General features: G+C 72.1%; 15 protein-coding genes and 1 pseudogene. 8 read left to right on the top strand and 8 right to left on the bottom strand.

What is annotated here, in order from left to right:
- The first annotated feature begins 22 nt into the window (after nt 1–22).
- The gene (locus tag ACIQNG_RS03235; protein WP_401482403.1) at nt 23–1,582 is read left to right on the top strand and encodes a hypothetical protein; all 1,560 of its coding nucleotides are present in this window, start codon (nt 23–25) and stop codon (nt 1,580–1,582) included.
- 317 nt (nt 1,583–1,899) lie between these two features.
- Here the strand turns inward: ACIQNG_RS03235 and ACIQNG_RS03230 are convergent, their stop codons facing one another.
- The 8 genes from ACIQNG_RS03230 to ACIQNG_RS03195 all read right to left on the bottom strand — a co-directional run bounded on the left by ACIQNG_RS03230 (nt 1,900) and on the right by ACIQNG_RS03195 (nt 11,980).
- On the bottom strand, nt 1,900–4,539 hold the full coding sequence (locus ACIQNG_RS03230) for a SpoIIE family protein phosphatase (protein WP_401482402.1): 2,640 nt from the start codon (nt 4,537–4,539) through the stop codon (nt 1,900–1,902).
- A gap of 250 nt (nt 4,540–4,789) precedes the next feature.
- On the bottom strand, nt 4,790–5,233 hold the full coding sequence (locus ACIQNG_RS03225; protein WP_401482401.1) for an ATP-binding protein: 444 nt from the start codon (nt 5,231–5,233) through the stop codon (nt 4,790–4,792).
- 171 nt (nt 5,234–5,404) lie between these two features.
- Nucleotides 5,405–5,818 (bottom strand): (deoxy)nucleoside triphosphate pyrophosphohydrolase, encoded by a 414-nt coding sequence (locus ACIQNG_RS03220; protein WP_401429746.1) that lies wholly within the window; start codon nt 5,816–5,818, stop codon nt 5,405–5,407.
- A 299-nt stretch (nt 5,819–6,117) separates the two neighbouring features.
- A complete protein-coding gene (locus tag ACIQNG_RS03215) occupies nt 6,118–6,315 on the bottom strand; it encodes an SPOR domain-containing protein (RefSeq protein WP_401429744.1) in 198 nt (65 codons plus the stop codon).
- Nucleotides 6,316–6,755: 440 nt separating this feature from the next.
- The gene (locus ACIQNG_RS03210; protein ID WP_401429742.1) at nt 6,756–7,508 is read right to left on the bottom strand and encodes a GntR family transcriptional regulator; all 753 of its coding nucleotides are present in this window, start codon (nt 7,506–7,508) and stop codon (nt 6,756–6,758) included.
- Between the two features lie 146 nt (nt 7,509–7,654).
- Nucleotides 7,655–8,857: a DUF4190 domain-containing protein gene (locus ACIQNG_RS03205; RefSeq protein WP_401482400.1), complete on the bottom strand. Its 1,203-nt coding sequence runs from the start codon at nt 8,855–8,857 to the stop codon at nt 7,655–7,657.
- A 319-nt stretch (nt 8,858–9,176) separates the two neighbouring features.
- On the bottom strand, nt 9,177–10,760 hold the full coding sequence (locus tag ACIQNG_RS03200; protein WP_401482399.1) for a S8 family peptidase: 1,584 nt from the start codon (nt 10,758–10,760) through the stop codon (nt 9,177–9,179).
- A 389-nt stretch (nt 10,761–11,149) separates the two neighbouring features.
- Nucleotides 11,150–11,980 (bottom strand): oxidoreductase, encoded by an 831-nt coding sequence (locus ACIQNG_RS03195; protein WP_401429736.1) that lies wholly within the window; start codon nt 11,978–11,980, stop codon nt 11,150–11,152.
- A gap of 120 nt (nt 11,981–12,100) precedes the next feature.
- Here ACIQNG_RS03195 and ACIQNG_RS03190 point away from each other — a divergent pair, with 120 nt between their 5' ends.
- From ACIQNG_RS03190 to ACIQNG_RS03160, 7 genes and pseudogenes are all read left to right on the top strand, one after another.
- Nucleotides 12,101–13,003, top strand: a complete 903-nt coding sequence (locus tag ACIQNG_RS03190) for a LysR family transcriptional regulator (protein ID WP_401482519.1) — start codon at nt 12,101–12,103, stop codon at nt 13,001–13,003.
- 24 nt (nt 13,004–13,027) lie between these two features.
- The gene (locus tag ACIQNG_RS03185; RefSeq protein ID WP_401482398.1) at nt 13,028–13,504 is read left to right on the top strand and encodes an NUDIX domain-containing protein; all 477 of its coding nucleotides are present in this window, start codon (nt 13,028–13,030) and stop codon (nt 13,502–13,504) included.
- Nucleotides 13,505–14,534: 1,030 nt separating this feature from the next.
- Nucleotides 14,535–15,338 (top strand): toll/interleukin-1 receptor domain-containing protein, encoded by an 804-nt coding sequence (locus ACIQNG_RS03180; protein ID WP_401482397.1) that lies wholly within the window; start codon nt 14,535–14,537, stop codon nt 15,336–15,338.
- Nucleotides 15,335–17,320, top strand: a complete 1,986-nt coding sequence (locus ACIQNG_RS03175) for a hypothetical protein (protein ID WP_401482396.1) — start codon at nt 15,335–15,337, stop codon at nt 17,318–17,320. The genes ACIQNG_RS03180 and ACIQNG_RS03175 overlap by 4 nt, the downstream gene beginning before the upstream one ends.
- Nucleotides 17,317–18,639, top strand: a complete 1,323-nt coding sequence (locus ACIQNG_RS03170; protein ID WP_401482395.1) for a hypothetical protein — start codon at nt 17,317–17,319, stop codon at nt 18,637–18,639. The genes ACIQNG_RS03175 and ACIQNG_RS03170 overlap by 4 nt, the downstream gene beginning before the upstream one ends.
- Nucleotides 18,640–18,933: 294 nt before the next feature.
- Nucleotides 18,934–19,203, top strand: a complete 270-nt coding sequence (locus ACIQNG_RS03165; protein WP_389115842.1) for a type II toxin-antitoxin system Phd/YefM family antitoxin — start codon at nt 18,934–18,936, stop codon at nt 19,201–19,203.
- Nucleotides 19,196–19,456 (top strand): annotated as a pseudogene (locus ACIQNG_RS03160) (type II toxin-antitoxin system RelE/ParE family toxin); the annotation flags it as partial. The gene ACIQNG_RS03165 and the pseudogene ACIQNG_RS03160, both read left to right, overlap by 8 nt.
- Between the last annotated feature and the right edge of the window lie 80 nt (nt 19,457–19,536).

Below are 19,536 nucleotides of genomic sequence, written 5' to 3'. Positions count from 1 at the left end.
CACGCCTCATACCCTCCGAAATGTGACGCGCTCTCTGATCCGGGGCAGGCCCAAGCGGGCCAAGGCCCATATATCCGCGCGCCTGGCGCAGTCGGTGCTCGGCGGTGTGATCGCCGTGCTGTGGCTGTGTCTGGCGCTGCCGGGGGCGCACCACGCCCCGCCGGGGGCGGGCCCGGGGCCGCTCGCCCGGGACGAGGGCACGTCCACCGCCGACCTGGCGCTCCCGCTGATCGCGGGGGTGGCCGCCGTCTCGGCCGGCACGTACGGCTACGTCCGCCGCACCCGCCGCACCCGCTCCCGTACGACCCCGGGCGCGGCACTCCCCGCCACGGCCGCGGGCCCGCCCGCCACCGCGCCCTCGCGGCTGCTCGACGCCGAGGCCGCGGCGGCGCTGGTCGAGGCGGACGACTGCGTCCGCACCAGCCGTGAGGAACTGGATTTCGCCACCGCCGGCTGGGACCGGGCGACGGCCGAGCCCTTCGTGAAGGCCCTGCGGCACGCCGGGACCGAACTGGCGGCGGCCTTCGCGATCCGCGAGCGCTACGACGACGGGCTCCCGGAGGAGGAGACGGCCCGGCGGCAGGCGCTCACCGGGATCGCGGGCCGCTGCGGCGAGGCCGGCCGGCTGCTGGACGCCGAGGCGGCCGGGCTGGACGCGGCCCGCGCGCTGGAGACCCGGCTCGCCCCGGCGCTGGAGGTGGCGGAGGCCCGCTTCCGTGAGCTGACCGCCCGGGTGACCCCGGCCGAGGCCGCCCTGACCGACCTCGCCCGGGTCCACTCCCCCGGCGCGACGGCCCCGGTCACCGGGTTCGTGGAACAGGCCAGGGACCGGCTGGTCTTCGCCGCGCTCCGCCTCAACGAGGCCCGTCAACGCTCCGACCTGGGCGAATCCGAGCGGGCCGCGGCCCGGCTCCGGGCCGCCGAGGGGGCGACGGCCCAGGCGGCGGTGCTGCTGGACGCGGTGGACGGCCACGCCGCGGACCTGCGGACCGCCGAGTCCCTGCTGCCGGCCGCGTTGACCGGTGCGGAGAGCGAGCTGACCGCCGCGCGCGAGCGCACCGCGACGGACCTCCCGCCCGGTGAGCTACGGGCCCGGGTCGGCCATGCCGACACGGTGCTGGCGGTCGTACGGAAGAACCTCACGGCGGGCACGGCCCAGGACCCCCTGGCGCTGCTCCGCGGCGTCGTCCGGGCGGTCGTCCCGGCGGCCGACGGACACTCCGGGGTGCTCCCCTCGGCGGCGGAACTGCTGGCCCGTAACGCGCTCGCGGGCGCGGACGCCTATGTGTCCACCCACCGGGCCGCGGTCTCGGCCCGCCCCCGCACCCTGCTGGCCAGCGCGTTCCGCCTGCTCGCCACGGACCGCCCGGCCTGCGAGGAAGCCGCGCGCCGGGCCCGCGACCTGGCCGAACGCGATGTCCTCAGCCACGGCAACCCCTACCCCGACCCCGCCGACCACACGGCGGGCGTGGCCGGAGCCGTCCTGGGCGGTCTCCTCCTGAACCACACCCCCGACGCGGACCCCCCGGCAAGCTACGGCGGCCCCCGCACAAGGGCCCGCAGAACCCCACCCACTCCCTGAAACCCTCCCAGCAACCCCCTCCTCAGGGGCACGGGGAACTGCGCAAACCCACCCCCGGCAGACAGTCAAAGTCACACCCCAGCCCACCCCCACCAGGGGCGCGGGGAACTGCGCAAACACCACCCACGACCGTCAGCCGCCCACGTCCCCGGACCACAAGCCCACCGATTCCAGCCACACGGCCAGCCCTTTGTCCCAGGCCGCGAACAACCTCCCGTTTCAGGGGCGCGGGGAACTGCGCAAACACCCACCACAACGGTCAGCCGCCCACCACCCGCACCACCCTCCCCCGCCCCCCAACCCCCACGAACCGTCCCCTAGAACAGACTGAGCAACGCCTCCGCCGGATCGAGCACCCCGTGCTCCCCGTCGGGCAACGGCAACTCGAACCACACCGTCTTCCCCCGGGGGGTCCGCCGCGAGCCCCACGCCGCGGACAGCAACCCGACCAGCTGCAACCCCCGCCCCCCCTCGTCGGTGTCCCGCGCCCGCCGCCGCCGCGGCTGCACCAGCCCCGAGTCCCAGACCTCGCACACCAGCGTCCGGTCCAGCAGCAGCCTGAGCCGGATCTCCCCCTCGCCGTACCGCAGAGCGTTCGTCACCAGCTCACTGACCAGCAACTCGGCGGTGTCGACCAGCGCTTCCATGTCCCAGCTGAGCAGTTGCGCCCGCGCGTACTCCCGCGCGCGGCCCACACTGCGCGGCTCGCGCGGCAGCGTCCAGTCGCCGACGGACTCGGTCGGCAGCCCCTGGACCCGGGCCATGAGGAGGGCGATGTCGTCCTCCCCGTGGTGGCTGTCGAGGGTGCCGAGGACGTGGTCGCAGACGTCCTCCAGTGGGCGGGAGGGGTCGGTGAGCGCGCCGACGAACGCCTGGAGCCCCTCGTCCAGCGGATGGTCACGGGACTCGACCAGTCCGTCGGTGTAGAGCGCGAGCAGCGCGCCTTCGGGGAGTTCGACCTCGACCTCCTCGAAGGGCTCACCGCCGACGCCGAGCGGCAGACCGGGCGGGACGTCGAGCATCAGCGCGCTCTCGCCGGGTTCGACCAGCACGGGCGGCAGATGACCGGCGTTGGCGAAGGTGCAGCGGCGGGTGACGGAGTCGTAGACGGCGTAGACGCAGGTGGCGAGGTAGACCTCGGACAGGTCGGCCTCGCGGGGGTGGCGGCGGGCGGCGCGGGTGGCCTGCTGGATGCCGCCGGGGGCGCCGAGGCCGCGGGCGATCTCGTCCAGTTGGGAGAGCACCTCGGCGGGTTCGAGGTCGAGCTGGGCGAGGGTGCGTACGGCGGTGCGCAGTTCGCCCATGGCGACGGCGGCGCGCAGTCCGCGGCCCATGACGTCACCGACGACGAGCGCGGTGCGGTGGCCGGGCAGTTCGATGACGTCGAACCAGTCGCCGCCGACCTCGCTGGGGCGGCCGGTGGAGGCGTTGCCGGGCCGGTAGCGGCAGGCGATGTCGAGTCCGGAGGCGACCGGGTCGCCGGGCGGGAGCAGGGACCGTTGCAGTATCAACGCGCGCTCGTGCTCGCGGCGGTAGAGGCGCGCGTTGTCGATACAGACGGCGGCGCGCGCGGCGAGTTCGACGGCGAGGTCCCGGTCCCGTTCGCCGAACGGCTCGCTGCCCTTCGTACGGGAGAACTGGGCGAGTCCTACGACGGTGTCGTGGGCGACCATCGGGACGGCGAGGGTGGACTGGACGAGGCCGCCCTCCTCGGGCGGGACGGAGCGGGGGCGGGCGGCGCGCAGGGCGTCCGCGGAGGGCGAGTTGAAGGCGTAGTGGTGGACCGCGCCGACCGGGACGGGGCTGGCCGTACCGGCGAAGGGGAGGTCGGCGACGGCGCTGGCGTAGGCGACCCGGCGCAGTTCGGCGCTGCCGTCGGCGAGGCCGGGCGGGGTCTCGTCACCGACGAGGAGCCCTTGGTAGAGGTCGACGCTGGCGAGGTCGCAGAAGCCGGGGACGACGACGTCGAGGAGTTCGCGGGCGGTGGTCTCCAGGTCGAGGGAGTTGCCGATGCGGGCGCCGGCCTCGTTGAGCAGGGCGAGATTGCGCCGGGCGGCGGCGGCCTCGCGGGCGGCGGCGCGGCGGGCGGTGATGTCGGTGCCGAGCCAGGCGATACCGATGGGGCGGCCGGTGCCGCTGTGCACCCGGTAGAGGTTGACCGACCAGTGGCGGCGGTCCCGGGAGCCGGGGACGTGCCCGGTGACATGCATGTCGGTGATGGCCTCGCCGGTCTCCAGGACCCGGCGCAGGGTGGCGGCGATCCGGTCGGCCTCGGGGCGCGGGAGGTAGTCGTGGACGCTCCGGCCGCGGTGGTCGTCGGGGACGCCGCCGAAGACGGAGGCGAAGCGGTCGTTGGCGCGGCGGACCCTGAAGTCGGTGTCGATCAGTACGAAGCCGAAGGGAGATTGACCGAAAATCGACTGTGAGGCGGCGAGGTCGGTCTCCATGCGCCGCAGCACCCGGACGTCGACCACGATGCACACGGCGGCCTTCTCACCGCTCTCCGCGCGGGTCGGCATGACATACACCTCGGCCAGGCCATCGGCGCCGGGCGAGCCGTCGGCCCGGTCCGGTCCCCGGAACGGAACCAGTCCGGTCCACTCCCGGCCATCGAGGATCTCGGCCATCTTCCGCTGACCGCGCTCGCGCAGCCGGGGGTCGATGAACGTCTCGATCGGGTCCATGCCGACCACACGTTCGGCGGGGATGCCGAAGACTTGTTCGGCGCGCAGGCTCCACTGATCGACAAGCCCGTCGGGGCCGATGGAGAAGGAGGCGACCTTGATGTAGTCGTAGATCGAGCCGGGCGGACTGCTCTGCCACAGGGCGTCGTCCGGGCGCGCCTCACCGCGGGCGAGCGCGCCGTGCAGCGGGCGGGACGGTGCCTGTGCGGCAGTCCACCCCGCGCCGTGCGACGGGTCCTCGGCCCCCGTGGCCTTCGCTGGTATCTCGCTCACGCGAACCGTCCCCTCCAGCTCACCGCGTCCGGCACCGGTCACCGGCGGCGGCTGCCCGCAGTATCCAGCACTACGGGGCCGCAACACACGGTGTTCACGATCACAGCACGGTCCGGGTGCTTTTCGGCCCGTGCAGCATGAACACTTCCAGTCTTCTAACCAGCGGACACGCCATCGAACCACGCTCCGCGACAACCGCCAGTGGCCTGAACCAGATGCGGAACAGGGGCGCCCCGGATGTACACCCGATTCACCCCGGTACCGCCAGTTCGAACCACACGGTCTTACCGCTGTCGTCAGGGCGTGTGCCCCATCTGCGGGCGGAGGACGCGACCAGAAGCAGCCCCCGTCCGCTCTCGTCCTCGGGGGCGGGCACCTTCTCGGTGGGGAGGTCCGGGAGGGAGTCGGAGACCTCCACGAGAAGCACCTCGGGCGGACCGGGGCGACGAGTCAGCCGCAGTCCGACGGGGCCGTGGGCATGCCGCAGCGCGTTGGTCACCAGCTCGCTGACCAGCAGCGCCGTGATGTCGCTGAGGCTTTCCAGCGCCCAGCCGTCCAATTGGTCACGGACCTTGGCACGGGCGACGCGCACCGCGCCCGGGTCCGCGGCGAAGGTCCACTCGGCACAGTCACCTTCGGTGTCGATCACACCGATCACTTCCCAGACCGCGAGCCCATGAATGCCGGGTTTCATGGGATTAATAGGCACATACCCGAAATCAGGGGTGGAATATCGCCATCGAATCTGAGACTCGGGTAAGGAAGCGGTCAGCGCACCGAGGCACCGAGGGCGTAAGCGGCGCGTGGCCCCGGGGGTCGCGCCAGGGTCCGTGCGCCGAAAAATGCGCCCCGGGTCCGGCCGGGGTCAGCGGGATGCGCCCGCCGCGCCCCACTCGACGGCGGCCCGGACCGCGGGCACGTCCTGCTCCAGCCAGTCCACGTCCCAGACCTCGTCCGGGTTCAGCCAGCGCAGGTCGTCGTGGTCCTCCAGCGGCTCGGGGCCCGGCGAGCCCGGCAGCAGCCGCGCCGTCCACACCTGCAACACGTAGGGCGCCCTCAGCGGCCACTCCCCGGGAACCCGCTCACCGACCTGGGCGTCGACGCCCAGTTCCTCGCGCAACTCCCGTACCAGCGCCGCCTCGGCCGCCTCCCCGCGCTCGACCTTGCCGCCCGGCAGCTCCCAGCCCCCGGCCAACTCGACCGGCGCACTGCGCCGCGCGGCGAGCAACCGCCCCTCGTCGTACAGAGCGGCCCCGACGACAACGACCTTTTCACGCATGCGCGGGAGCCTACGGGACGACGTCCCGGCCGAGGGGTACCGAGGGGTACGGCCCGGGGGTGCGTCGGCGGCAGGCGGGCCGGGGTACGGGGCGGCGGACACCCGTACGGACCGCACGCACTCCACGGAGGGCGGCAGGGGCGGCACGGGCGGCACGGACTGCGCACACTCCACGGACTCCATGGGAGGACCGGGCACACTCCACGAACTTCCACGGAGGACCCTACGGACCGTACGGACCGCGCGACCCGGATCCGTGAGCCGGCGGGGAGGGGGCAGGGGTTCTGCGCGATCCGGCGTCAGCCCGGTTCGTTCGCCGTGCCGTTGGGGCCGGGGACGCGTTCCACGAAGTAGAGCTGCTTGTGTCCGCGGTCGTCCAGGCGGTCGGCGATCTGCTGGGCCTCGGCGCGGGTGGTGTAGCGCCCCACGCGGTAGCGGTTGCCGTTGTCGTCCTGCCGTATGACGAGCCAAGGATACGTGACCGTGCCGTCGTTCATCGCCCCCCACCGCTCCCTTCCGCCGCGACGCGCCCGGCCCCCGCGCGCGTCCCCTTGTGCGCCCCACCCGATGAGGAAACCGCAGTCCGCATATGCCCGAGCGTACGCCTTACCTTCACGCAGCGAATACGGCTTTTCACAACGAGGTACGCAACCAGCCAGACCACAGGGGGCGCACGCCATAAAACGCGCCGTCCGCGCGCACCCGAGCCCCCATCGGATGAGCGACCCCGGTTCCGCGCCCACGACCTGCGCAGACATCCGAGGCACAGCCGTACGCACCACACCCCCCGATCGGCCAACGCCACACGCGGTCTTGCGCGACGGCGTGCGCCGGTTCTCCGGGAGCGCACCTCGACTCCGGGAGCGCGCCGGGCGCGGGGAACACCCGCGCGGAGCGGGGCCGTACGGCCGACGCGCCCGATTTCCCGGGCCGTCCGCTATCTCACGGGCAAGTGGTACGCCACCCGGTAGCGGTCCGCGGGGATCACCACGTCCGCCGTCTCGACCGGCCGCCCGGACGCGTAGAACGTGCGCTGGACGACGATCACGACATGGCCGGGAACACCCCCCAGGGCGAGTAGTTCCTCGGCGAGGCCGGGGCGGGCGCCGACCTCCTCGGTGACGTTGTCCACGACGACATCGATGGCGGCCATCCGCTCGACCACGCCCATCCCGCCCAGCGGCCCCTCCTCGGGCAGCATCACCGGTGTCCGGCCGGTGACGGCGAGGGGCTCCCAGGAGGTGGAGAGCATCATCGGCTCCCCCGCCTCCCGGTACACGTACTTCGTGCACATCACCCGGTCGCCCGGCTCGACCCCGAGCCGCTCGGCGATGGCCCCGCTCGCCTCGGTCTGCACACTGCCCGACTCCCAGGTGCCGCGCGCCCCGGCGTCTGCCTGCTCCTGCCGGAAGGGCGTGGCCCCGCTGCCGCCGCGGTAGCCGGAGCGGGCGATGCGGCGGGGCACGGGGCGCTCGCGGACGTACGTCCCGGAGCCCGAGCGGCCCTCGACCAGGCCCTCGGCCATCAGCACCTTGCGGGCCTCCAGCGCGACCGTGTCCGAGACGCCGTACTCCTCGCGGATGCGGGCCTGCGACGGCAGCCGGGTGTGCGGGGGCAGCTGTCCGTCCACGATCTTCTTGCGGAGATCACCCGCGACACGCAGATACGCCGGCTGCTCACCGAATGTCACTAGCCGCTCCCATCAGGTTGTACAGACAGCAACAGCGTGGCAACCGTGGGTTCCGCCATGCAAGCAAAGGCCAGAGAATCACTCGATGTGATGACATGGCGGCTGGGCAGGCTTTACGCGGGCGCCTCTCCCCGCTATGGCGCCGGTCATACCTCGAAGTCGCCCGCGCCCCCGCCGCCCCCGGAGCCGCTCCCGTCACCCCCGGAGCCGCCCCCGCCGTCACCCTCGCCGCCGCCCTCACCCTCGAAGGGCGGCTCGGTCGACAGCCCCAGCGCCTCACGCGCCGGTACCGACCGCTCCGGATCGGTCAGCACGAACCCCTTGTCCATATGGACGTAGTAGGTGTCGGCGTCCCGCGCGTCCGCCGCCGCGCCCCACTCCTCGCGCGCCGAGCGCAGGTCGGCCAGGAGTTCGGTGACCGGTCCGTCGGCGGTGCCCGACCAGGCGTGCTCCTCCAGCCGCTCGATCTGGTCGCCCAGCGCCGTCTCGATCCGCCCCGCCCACTCCTTGTGGCCCGGCAGATCGTCCTCGACGTACTCCTCCTCCGGGACCGAGTCCAGCGCCTCGATCACCGGCAGTTCGGATTCCACGAAGGCCACCTGGTCCTGGTCCAGCGTGGTCGCGTCGGCCCGCAGCGAGCCGGTGAGCGTGCCGCCGCTCTTCGTATGGCCGAAGAAGCAGGTGATCTCCCGGTCCCCGAGGGACCAACTGCTGCGGATCGGCACCAGGTAGTACACGTCCACGTGGTCCGGCACCGCCCAGGTGTCCATGGCGTAGTCGCTCTGGAGCGCGTAGCAGCGGTCCTCGGCGATCTCCGCGACCCGCGCGTCGCCGGGGAACCCGCCCTCGGGCAGGGTGACGGTGGCGAACACCTCGCCCTCGTGCCGGTCCGCGCACGGCACCTCCTCGACGTCGTACATCACCCCCTCGGACGTGCCGTCGGGGGTGTTGAAGCATTCGCCGGTGGCGACGTACAGCGTGCTGTTCTCGCGCACCCCGTCCTTGACGCCGTCCCAGAAGTCCGAGGACGCCCCCGTGGTGAAGAACAGCGCCCACAGCACCAGGCCCACCGTCGACAGCGACACCCCGGCGATCGCCATGCCCTTGCCGCGCTCGCCCTTGCGCCGGATCTGCGCCAGCGCGATCAGACCGAGGACGAGTCCCACCCCGGGCACCAGGCAGAGGACGCCGAGAACCAGCGCGGCCACGGCGAGCGCGTTGAGGGAGGGCCGCTGCGGCGGGTACGGCGTCCAGGGCTGCTGCTGGTACGGCCCGAGAGGCGGCGGATACGGACCCTGCGGCTGCTGCGGGCCCGGCCCCGGGGGCGGGGGCGGCGGGGGTATGGACACGTGGGCCGTGCTCCTGGCTCTGGCGACTCGGGGGGTCCGCGACGGGACGCGCGGGAGGGGCATCCTAAGCGGCGGGCACACGGGGGCGGAACACGGGTGAGGAACCCGCCCATTCAGGACAGCCCCCGCCGCGCAGGCACGGACCCGTGCCCGTGCCCGTGCCCCTGCCCGTATCGGTGTCTGTGTCTGTGTCGGCGGTCCGTGACGTGTCTCGTCCCCGCCGCGGTCCGGGGCTCCGGGTCCGTCGGCGGGGACGAGGGCGGTTCGGGGGGTTCGGGCGCCGCTCACCGGCGCGGGGTCACCGCGCGCGGGGCGGGGTTCAGAACTGGAGGGCCCAGGCGTCGATGCGGCCGACGTCCGCCGCGGCGTTGTCGCTGACCCTCAGCCGCCAGGTGCCGTTGGCGGCCTCCGAGGAGGCGTTCACCGCGTACGTGGTGTCGATGTTGTCCGCGCTGCCGCCGGTGCCGTACGCCTTGAGGGTGTACGCCGTGCCGTCCGGGGCGATGAGCTGGACCTGGAGGTCACCGATGTAGGTGTGCACGATGTGCACCTCGACGGCGAGGGAGGCGGGCGCGTTGCCGCTGACGCCGGAGACCGTCACCGGGGAGTCCACGGTGGAGTTGTCGGCGATCGCGTAGTCACCGGTGTTCTCGAACCGCGGTCCGGGCGGGTTGGGGGTGTCGCTGCCGACGTAGAGCAGCCGGTTCGGGGAGCCGGTGCCCGGGTTGGTGACCACGTTCGGGGTGGCCGCGGCGGTCAGCGCCGAGGAGACCTGGGCGGGCGTGGCCGTCGGGTTGGCGGCCAGGTGGAGCGCCGCCGCTCCGGCCACGTGCGGGGACGCCATCGACGTACCGGAGATGGTGCTGGTGGCGGTGTCGTTGGTGTTCCAGGCGGAGGTGATGGAGGAGCCCGGCGCGAACAGGTCGAGGATGGTGCCGTAGTTGGAGTAGCTGGCGCGCGCGTCGGTGGAGGTGGTGGCGCCGACGGTGATCGCCTCGGCGACGCGGGCGGGCGAGCGGGTGGAGGCGTCGGTGGACTCGTTGCCCGCCGCGACGGCGAACGTGACCCCGGAGGCGACCGCGTTGCGTACGGCGGTGTCGAGCGCGGTGTCGGCGGGGCCGCCGAGGGACATGTTGGCGACGGCGGGCTTGACCGCGTTGCGGGCGACCCAGTCGATCCCGGCGACGACCTGGGCGGTCGTACCGGACCCGGAGTTGTTGAGCACCCGTACGCCGACGACGTTGGCGCGCTTGGCGACACCGTAGGCGGTGCCCGCGACCGTGCCGGCGACATGGGTGCCGTGGCCGTGGCCGTCCTGGGCGGTGTTGTCGTTGTCGATCGCGTCGTAGCCGTAGCTCGCGCGTCCGCCGAAGTCGCTGTGCGTGATCCGTACGCCGGTGTCGATGACGTACACGGTGACGCCCTGCCCGCCGTGGTCCGGGTAGGTGTACGAGTTGTTCAGCGGGAGGTTGCGCTGGTCGATGCGGTCCAGGCCCCAGGAGGGCGGGTTGGGCTGGGTCGCGGCGACGCGATAGGTGCGGTTCTGCACGACGGAGGCGACGGCCGGGTCGGCCGCGAGCCGCTTGGCCTCGGCGTCGGTGGCCTCGACCTCGTAGCCGTTGAGGGCCTTCCGGTAGGTGCGCTCGATGCTGGCGCCGTACTTCTTCGCGATCGCCTGGCCCGCGGCCGAGCCGGAACGGGCCCGGTCCGCCTTCAGGGTGACGATGAAGCTGCCGTCCACGGCGTTGGCCGCGCCCTCGTACTGGATTTTCCCCTCGGCGGCGGGGGCCGCGCCGGCGGGAAGCGCGGAGACCAGTCCGGCGGCGAGGGCCGCCGAGGCGAACGCGCTGATCGCCGTCAGTCTTCGCCGGGTGGAGCGGTGGGGAGTACGCATCACTGCCATCTGGAGGGTTCTCCTCATTCGGTGGTGCGCCGATGTGGGGGTGGCGCGACACAAGGAGCCGATGCCCGTGAATGTCAGGTCCATGACAACACATGCCTCGCGCCGGAGTGCCAGGCGAAAGACTGCGGCCTCCACAGGATTTGCACAAGGGGCCGTGCACGGACGTAACAGTCGGGCCACACGGTCGACATGACGGGGAGAAGGGCCGCCGTCCCCCCACCCACATGACGACGCGCCGGCCGAGGGGGGACGACCCCGGCCGACGCGTACGCACTTCCCTACTGACCGGTGATTCAGCGACTATCGAGCGACCACCGGCCGTCCATGGGACTGCCACCTACTGATTACTGACTGACGGTACAGCGCACCTCCGCTTCGCCGAGCCGGACTCAGCCGTCCAGCGCGGTGTCGCGGGCCTGCTTCTCCCAGACCGCGACCTCGGCCCGTACCCGGTCGGCGTGGTCGAGCACGGCGGTGACGGCGTCCTCGCCGAGCGGCAGCCGCAGCGGGGTCTCCGGCGCGGCGAGCGCGGCCAGGACGAGGGTCGCGGCCTTCGCCGGGTCGCCGGGCTGGGTGCCGTGGCCGCCGGCGACGTACTCACGGGTCCGGGTCACCGTCGGATAGACCTCGCTGTCCTCGCTGGCGCCGGCGACCCCGCCCTGGAAGAGGGAGGTCCGAAAGGCGCCGGGCTCCACGATCAGCACCTTGATGCCGAACTCGCGCACCTCGTCGGCGAGCGCCTCGGACATGCCCTCCAGGGCGAACTTGGTGGCGCTGTAGGCACCGAACCCGGCCGACGACATCTGCCCGCCCATGCTGCTCATCTGCACGATCGCACCGGTGCGGCGGTCACGCATGTACGGCAGCACCGTGCGGATCAGCGTCGCCGGGCCGAAGACATGCACGTCGAACAGATCGCGCAACTCGTCGTCGGTCGTCTCCTCCAGGGCGCCGACGTGGGTCCGGCCGGCGTTGTTGACCAGGACGTCGATCCGGCCGTGGCGGATCACCACGTCCCGGACGGCCTCCTCGGCGGCCTGGGTGTCGGTGACATCGAGGACGAGCGCCTCCATCTGGTCGGGGTGGGCGGCCACCAGGTCGTCCAGCGCCTCCGCCCGGCGCGCGGCCCCGATCACCACGTCGCCGTCCTCCAGGGCCGCCTCGGTGAGAGCGCGTCCGAAACCGCTGCTGGCGCCCGTCACGAACCACACCTTGTTCATCTCGGCCCTCCGGTTCTTGAGCCTGGTCTTCGACCTCTGGTCCTGGCTTCCCAGCTCTTGACATCCAGCGTGCCCGTGGCGGGGAGGGACGTCCAAGATCTAGCGTGATAACCCATGGTTATGACACCGGACGTCCACGGCCGTGACCTGCGCTACTTCGTCGCGGTCGCCGAGGAACTGCACTTCACACGTGCCGCCGAACGGCTGTACGTCTCCCAGCCCGCGCTCAGCAAACAGATCCGCGCGCTGGAGCGGCAACTCGGCGTGGACCTGTTCCGGCGCGATCCCCAGGGCGTGACGCTCACCCCCGCCGGAGAGGCGCTGCTGCCGCACGCCCGGCGGGTGCTGGACGCCTGGGCGCGGGGGGCGGCGGCGGTCGAGGAGGCGCGCGCGGCGCAGCGCAGCACGCTGGTCGTGGGGATGAGCACCAGTCCGGGCCGGGGCGGGCTGCTCCCCGCGATCCGCTCCCGCTTCACGGCGGCGCATCCCGAGGCGACCGTACGGCTGCGGCAGATCAGCTGGGACGACCCGAGCGCCGGGCTCGCGGACGGCGACACGGACGTGGCCTTCGTCTGGCTGCCGCTGCGGCAGCAGGAGCGGTACGGGTGGACGGTGGTGGCGGAGGAGCCCCGCCTGATAGCGCTGCCGGAGAGCCACCCCCTGGCCGCCCGGCCCGAGGTGGCCTTCGCCGATATCGCCGACGAGCCGTTCCTCGCCCTGCCGCGCAGCGCGGGCCGGCTGCGCGACTACTGGCTCGCCCTGGACGCCCGCGCCGCAGCGCCGCGCATCGGTGCGGAGATCGCCAGCACGGAGGAGACGTACGAGGCCCTGGTCGCCGGCCTGGGCATCTGCCTGGTCGCCACGGGCAACGCCCCCCTGATCACCCTCGGCGGCGTCGTCACCCGCCCGGTGACGGGCCTGAGCCCGAGCCAGTACGCCCTGGCCTGGCGGAAGGAGGAGGGCCGGCGGGCGCTGGTACGGGGGTACGCGGAGGCTTGCCGGCTGGTTACGGGGAGGGGGTGACGGGGCCCTGGGTCAGCATGGAGCATGCCTACTCCTCTGGCCGTCGACAGCCACGGCAACGCGCTCATCAGCTTCCTGGCGGCCCCCGGGGAGCACCCACCGCCGCAGGACGCCCCCACGCCCCTCGCGCTGGTGTCCCTGTGGCGGGGCGATCACGTCCTCCTGGTGTTCAACCGCTTCCGCCGCTGCTGGGAACTGCCCGGCGGCCTGATCGACCCGGGCGAGAGCGCGCGGGAGGCGGCGGAGAGGGAGCTGCTGGAGGAGTCGGGCCAGGTCCCGGAGGGCCTGTTGCGGTTCGTCGGCTTCGCGCGCTTCATCCTGGCGCCCGATCTGCGTGCCGAGTACGGGGCGCTGTTCAGCGGACGGGTACGGGGCGGTACGCCTTCCGTCTTCCGGCCCGACGAGGAGATCTGCGCGATGCGGTGGTGGGACCCCGGGGGCCGGGAGGTCGAGCGTCTTCAGCCGCTTGACGCGTACCTCGCCAGACTCACCCGGGGGTGACTCGAAGAAGGGTGTGGCCGAGGCGGTTGGGCTCACTGGCCGGCCCTGAGGTGACTGCCGGAGGACACTTTCGCTGCCCGGTCCCCGGTTCGTCGCGCGTAGGGCGGTCCTCGCCTCGGGTACGGGGCCGCTGATCGACCCCGGCCTGAAACTCGGCCTCAGGCCCCTCTGCCGTCGGCACCTCGTCCGCCACCGGGACCCCCGCGCTCCTGTTCGCCTCACGATTCGCGGAGTTCACCGGCTGGATGGCCAAGGGTGTCGGGAACACCGCTCGGCGCTCGGCTTGGCCGGTGATGCCGTCGAACTGACCTGCGCCGCGCGGAGATCCGTCCTCCGTTCCTGCGTTCTCGTGCGACGCACCCTGATCACGCTCAAAGCGGCCGACGCCGTGGTCCCGTCGCCCTGGCCCGCCAGGCCCAGAACGACGAACTCCCGCCATGTATCAGGACGCGCGGCCCAGCATGAGGCACAGGGACACACGCTCGTCGATGACGAACGCGACTGTCTCCACAGCCTTGGCGGGGCGCGCCTCCGGAAGGTCGAGCACGCGTGCGCGATTGCCGAGAAGCTCATGAGGGTGATGCCGGCCGTGCCCTCGCCGACGGTGAACAGCACCCTCCGGCGCTTCGCGCAGGAAGTGTCACGGTTCCAGAGCAGCCGAAACGTATGCGATGCAACTGGCACTGGCACGAGTCCTTGCCCCCGTGCACGGCTGACGCTGCCTCAAGCCGTCCGGCTCGACGGGCCGCCTCATCCCTCCAGCCCTTCGGTTCCCGCAATCCCCGGCGGAACGCGCTGTTCCCGTCCGGCGTGCCCCACCATGCCTCCGGCTTCTTCGAGCTGCTCGCGACCAGCGACACCGGGCCGCTCCTCTCCACCCGTACGCCCTCCCGAGGACGCGCCATGCCGTCGCACGGTGGGGACTTCATGAGCCAGAGCGAAGCCGGGACCTCGGATTCCGGGTCAACAGCCCTCCGACTCGTACCCGTTTCGCCCCGCCTTCCGTCTTTCTCTCACGAAGGGAACCTTCATGCCCGACGTCTTCGTCAACTACCGCACGGGAGACGAGGAATCCACCGCCACCATGATCGCCCGGGAGCTCGCCCGGCGGTTCGGCAGCGAGCGGATCTTCTTCGCCAGCCACTCGATCGAGCCCGGGCACCGCTTCCCGACGGGACTGATCACGGCGGTGGAGCAGTGCGAGGCGCTACTCGCCGTGATCGGCCGACGCTGGTCAGAGGTACAGAGAGCCAGCGGCCGATTCACCCTGGAGAACGAGCAGGACTGGACCCGTCGGGAGATCCGCACCGCGCTGGAGCGCGGGATCCTGGTGATCCCGGTGCTCGTCGGAAGAGCGACGCGGATCGACCGCGCCGTCCTCCCGGACGACCTGCGGGAGCTGGCGGACTACCAGTACAGGCGGTTCGACCACCGCAACGCCGAGACTGATCTGGCGGCGCTCGGCGACGCCCTCGCCCGTCTGCTGCCCGAGCTGGGCGCAGTGGACCGCAACGCGCATCAGGCGCGGGAGCGGGCGGAGGCGGCGTCACGCAAGAAGTCGGTCCGGCACGGCAGGGACGCCGAGAACGCCAGGATGCGCATGCGCGACGTCGAGCAGCGCGTGCGCGGCGGCGTCGGAAGCCTCAACGGCGATCTGTCCGGCACCTTCGTCAACGAACCGCAGGGGCCCGTGAACACCGGTCGGGGCCACCAGTACAACGCGCCCCATTTCGAGGGCGACAACACCGGGGTCCAGTTCACCGCGGGCGACAACAGCGGAGCGGTCCACCAGCGCTTCGAGCGCGAGCGCCGGCCCTCGGACGGCAGACGATGACCGAGCGGGACCGGGTCACCCTCAACGATGCGCGTGGCCCGGTGAACAACGGCGTGGGATCCCAGTACATCTTCTACGGCATCGGCACGGATCGCGTGATCCGCAAGAGGGTGGGACCCCTTCCGATCATCCACGAGGACCGGATGCGGCTGGCCGACCGGTTCGTTCCGCCGGTGGGCTATCGCGTCGCCGTCGACCGCCTGGAGAAGCCCGGATCGGTGGTGCTGCTGGGGGCTCCGCCCGGTAGCGGCCGGCGTGCCGCGGCGATCATGCTGCTGCACGGGCTCGGTGAGGAGGGGGGCGCCGACGAGGACGGCGTCCGGTTCGAGGAGCTTCCCGCGACGGACAAGGACGAGGAACCTTTCGCCCCCGGTCAGGGGGACCGCTACCTCCTCGACCTCTCCGGGGTCACCGACGAGGAGACGTACGCCGCAGCCCAGCACCGCCTGGCAGTGCGCCGGTCGCAGGTCCAGGAGGCGGGAGCCCATCTGGTCGTCGTCCTGCCGTCGGGACTGGAGCACGCCCACGTGCCGGACCTCGAACCGCACACGGTGACGCTGGGGCGCCCACGGGGGGTCGCCGTCGTCACCCGGTACCTCCGTATGGACCGGATGGTCTTTCGCGCGGCGGACCTGGGGAGTGCCGACCTCCAGCGTCTGTGCGACCGCTCCCCCATGCGGGAACTGGCACGGCTCGCGGGGCTGGTGAGGACCGCTCGGGACAGCGGCCGGTTCGGTGCCGACTTCGCGGGATGGCTCGACCAGGCGATGCACGCGGTGACCGACCGCGCCCATGAGGTGGGCCGCCAGGTGGCCGCGGCCCGCACCGCGCCCGAGCGGGCCCTGCTGCTCGCGACGGCGATGTTCGAGGAGGCCGGGGCCGACACCGTGTACGAGGCGTGGCACGGCCTGATGAGGACAGTGCGGCACGAGGAAGAGGCGACGACCGAGCTGGCGCGGACGGACTTCGGTGAGCGACTGGCCGCCCTCGGGATCGAGCGGGCCCCGGACGGGCCGCTCCGCTTCGAGCGGCTGGCCTACGCGGACGCGGTACGGACGTACTTCTGGACGAACTTCCCCGGGTTACGCCACGACCTCAGGGACTGGGTCGGCGAGGGTGCCGGGCTCCGTGGTCTGACCACCGACGATCGGGTGAACGTCGTCGTCCGCTTCGGCAAGCAGTCTCTGGCCGTCGGGCGGCCCGACCACCTCTTCGACCTTGTGGTCCGCTGGGCGGACAGCGCGACCGGGGCGTCCTGCGACCCTCGGGCCGTGGCGGCCCTCGAACTCGGTCTGAGCCACGAGCGGTTCGGGGGATGGTTCCGCAGGCGGATGAACGACTGCGCGAGATCCGGTTCCTTGTCGGACGGTCTCGTCCGCGCCCTGACCGTGGTGTGTGTCCAGAGCCTCGGCGCGACCCACCCGGATCAGGCGATGGTGCGGCTCCATCATCTCGCCGTACGGACGGGTGAGGCGGCGCGCGAGGCCCAGGAGGCACTCTTCGACCTCGCCCGCCGCGACGGCCGGCTCTACCGACTGCTCATCGACCGGGTGCGGGAACGGACCCATCGAGATCCACGCAGGGCGGAGCCCCATCTTCGTTTGCTCGCGGAGCTGTTGAGAAGCGACCGGGCACCGGACCCTCCGCGGTGGCCGGACCTGTTCCTGGGCTGGGAGGCGGTTCTCTCCCTGCCGCCGACGGAGCACTGGAAGCCGCTGGTGAACAGCTGGCTGAACGCCGTGGCCCGCGACAGTACGCGGGAAATGGCGCTGGGTGTGCTGGTCCGGGCGACGCACGGCCGCCCGGCCGCCCTGCACCGCCTGTACTCCATCGCCTACGACTGGGCGAGGCCCGGGCCCCACGCGTCCCGGGCGCCCGTCGCCGCACGCTTCTGGCGGCACATCGACCAAGCGCAGTACGCCCGCGCCGGGAGTGCGGACCGGGCCGGCGCCGGACCACGGACCACGGAAGAGGCACGATGAAGCACCGCTTTCCCAGCCTGCTGTTCGTCGCTCTCTGCGGCCTCGCACCGGCTGTACTCGGAAACTCCCTGCACTGGTCGATGTGGCTGTGGGGCTTCGTGTCCATGGTCACGATCTCCGGTTCCCTGCTGCTCGTGATGACGGTCCTCAGCGGTGGAGGCGCGTCGGCCGAGCCCGACGAGCCCGGGGAACCCGAGCCGCCCGCGGCGCCGACCGAGCAGCCGTACCAGGAGACGCGGGTGGTCGACGCGGCCCTGCCGAGCGCGGCGGCCGGCTACGACTTCCTCTTCTCCGCCACGGTCTGGTGGCGGCCGTTCCCCGAGCACACGGAACGGTCCGACGGCGCTTTCCCGGCCCTTGCCGTGTCCTCCGTCATGAGCCGGGCCCTGGCTGTCGTCCGCCACGAGGAACCCGGCCGGGCCGGCTTCGCGCGCTATCTCCTGGACGGGGAACTGGGCGTCCCGCTCCCGGACCGGAGCGGGCGGGTGAAGGCGCTGGCGGCCGATGTGACACTGACCCTCGCCCCCGCCGACCGCGAGCGTCTGCGGAAGTTGAACGACCTTCGCAAGGACGAGGAGGTCTGGGAGTCCGAGCGTCAGCACGAGCGCAACAAGCGTCGCTACCTCGGTGACGACGTCCTCAAGAGCGCGGGCAGCGCGGTGGTGTGGTGGCTGACCCGTCACGAGAACGAGATCGAGAAGGCGGTCGAGATGATCGGCCCGCTCGCCCGGATCGCGGCGGCGGCCAACGACGAGGAGGTGCCCGAACTCTTCCGCCATCTGCTCGTCCCGCCCGTCGCGGACTCACCGTGGGACGGACACGGGCGGGGAGACGTGGTGTTCGACCGCGAGGAGGACGTGGGGGTCTCGGACCGGCTGCTCCTGTTGCTGGCCGCGGCGGGCCTGAAGCCGGACATGGACGAGTACACGGTGCTCACCCACCGTGTGATGCGGAGCCTGGAGATGACCGGTCTGGACGAGGCCGCCGAGGAGATCAGGCGGAACCTTCTCCCCACGCCCGACGAGAGCGGGGACGAGGGCCCGGAGAGCGGACCGACGGGCGACGGAAACACCACGGAGCCCGAGCCCTCGCCCTTCCCGGGCCCTGAGGGCTCACCGTTCACCGCCCCAGCCACGGACGACGCCGGCACGGGCACGTTCACACCAGGTGCGGCGGAGTTCGGCACGGGCGACGGGATTCAAGGCCGCCGGGAAACGAGCGAGGAAACCCCGGCACCCCCGTACTTCTGGGAGACCTCACACAACCCTCATCGACCCGCCGCCCCGCACGCGCAGGACGAGGACGAGGACGAAAGCTGACCCAGCAGCCGGCCGTCCCACCGGGGCTCCCCTTCACCACCCAACGCGACAGGGGAGCCCCACCCGGCACCCGAGCCCCAGGGCACCTCGCGGGGCACCTTGCTGTCACATCGGTGACGCGCCACACGTTGAAGCGCAATCTGACGTGCACTGCCCCCACCTGCGAAGATGGTGTTCCCGCCGCTCTCACCCAGCACCAAATCCAGCACGGTGCGAGTTCATCCGGCGCAAGCGGAGGGCCACTGCGGATTCCAGCCGTTGTGTACACATGGGACACTCGGTACCCTTGGGCGCATGACGCAGCCACTGCCCAGAGAGTCCATCCGTGACGTGCGCGCGCACTTGGCGGAGGTCGTGGAGCGCGCGGACCGCGACGACGTACCCACGGTGATCACGCGCCGGGGCAAGGAAGTCGCCGCCGTGGTCTCCATCGAGGTGCTGCGCAAGTACCAGGAATGGGAAGAGCGCGAGATCAACCGGATCATCGACGAGCGCATGGCCAACCCTGCTCCCGGCATCCCGATCGAGGACATCATGAGGGAGACGCTGGCACGCGGTGAGTGAGTACCGAACCGTCTTCCGCCCCGAGGCGCAGGCCGAGCTTCGGAAGATCCCTCGCGACATGGCACTGCGCATCCTGGCCAAGCTGACTGAGCTGGAGACCGACCCCCTCGGCTTCAACACCACCGCGCTCGTGTCCCAGCCCGAGCGACGCCGTCTGCGCGTCGGCGACTACCGCGTCGTCTACACGATCGACAACGGGGAGCTGGTGGTCTGGGTCGTTCATGTGGGACACCGGTCCACCGTCCATGAGACCCGACCGCCGCTGACCCACCGTCAGGATATCCAGCGATATCCAGCGACCCTCCAGCACGGTGCCGACGAAGGGGCCGACTC

It is taken from the genome of Streptomyces sp. NPDC091377, assembly GCF_044757045.1.
In the GTDB taxonomy this organism is placed as follows: domain Bacteria; phylum Actinomycetota; class Actinomycetes; order Streptomycetales; family Streptomycetaceae; genus Streptomyces.
The sequence above is the reverse complement of the archived record's forward strand: the minus strand, read 5'-3'. Positions and strand labels throughout refer to the sequence as shown.

Excerpts from the sequence above, each read along its gene's own strand:
- ACIQNG_RS03215 (WP_401429744.1), bottom strand. The coding sequence starts at position 6,315 with ATGAACGACGGCACGGTCACGTATCCTTGGCTCGTCATACGGCAGGAC.
- ACIQNG_RS03200 (WP_401482399.1), bottom strand. The coding sequence starts at position 10,760 with ATGGCAGTGATGCGTACTCCCCACCGCTCCACCCGGCGAAGACTGACG.
- ACIQNG_RS03195 (WP_401429736.1), bottom strand. The coding sequence starts at position 11,980 with ATGAACAAGGTGTGGTTCGTGACGGGCGCCAGCAGCGGTTTCGGACGC.
- ACIQNG_RS03170 (WP_401482395.1), top strand. The coding sequence starts at position 17,317 with ATGAAGCACCGCTTTCCCAGCCTGCTGTTCGTCGCTCTCTGCGGCCTC.
- ACIQNG_RS03220 (WP_401429746.1), bottom strand. The coding sequence starts at position 5,818 with ATGCGTGAAAAGGTCGTTGTCGTCGGGGCCGCTCTGTACGACGAGGGG.
- ACIQNG_RS03190 (WP_401482519.1), top strand. The coding sequence starts at position 12,101 with ATGACACCGGACGTCCACGGCCGTGACCTGCGCTACTTCGTCGCGGTC.
- ACIQNG_RS03185 (WP_401482398.1), top strand. The coding sequence starts at position 13,028 with ATGCCTACTCCTCTGGCCGTCGACAGCCACGGCAACGCGCTCATCAGC.
- ACIQNG_RS03180 (WP_401482397.1), top strand. The coding sequence starts at position 14,535 with ATGCCCGACGTCTTCGTCAACTACCGCACGGGAGACGAGGAATCCACC.
- ACIQNG_RS03165 (WP_389115842.1), top strand. The coding sequence starts at position 18,934 with ATGACGCAGCCACTGCCCAGAGAGTCCATCCGTGACGTGCGCGCGCAC.
- ACIQNG_RS03225 (WP_401482401.1), bottom strand. The coding sequence starts at position 5,233 with ATGAAACCCGGCATTCATGGGCTCGCGGTCTGGGAAGTGATCGGTGTG.
- ACIQNG_RS03175 (WP_401482396.1), top strand. The coding sequence starts at position 15,335 with ATGACCGAGCGGGACCGGGTCACCCTCAACGATGCGCGTGGCCCGGTG.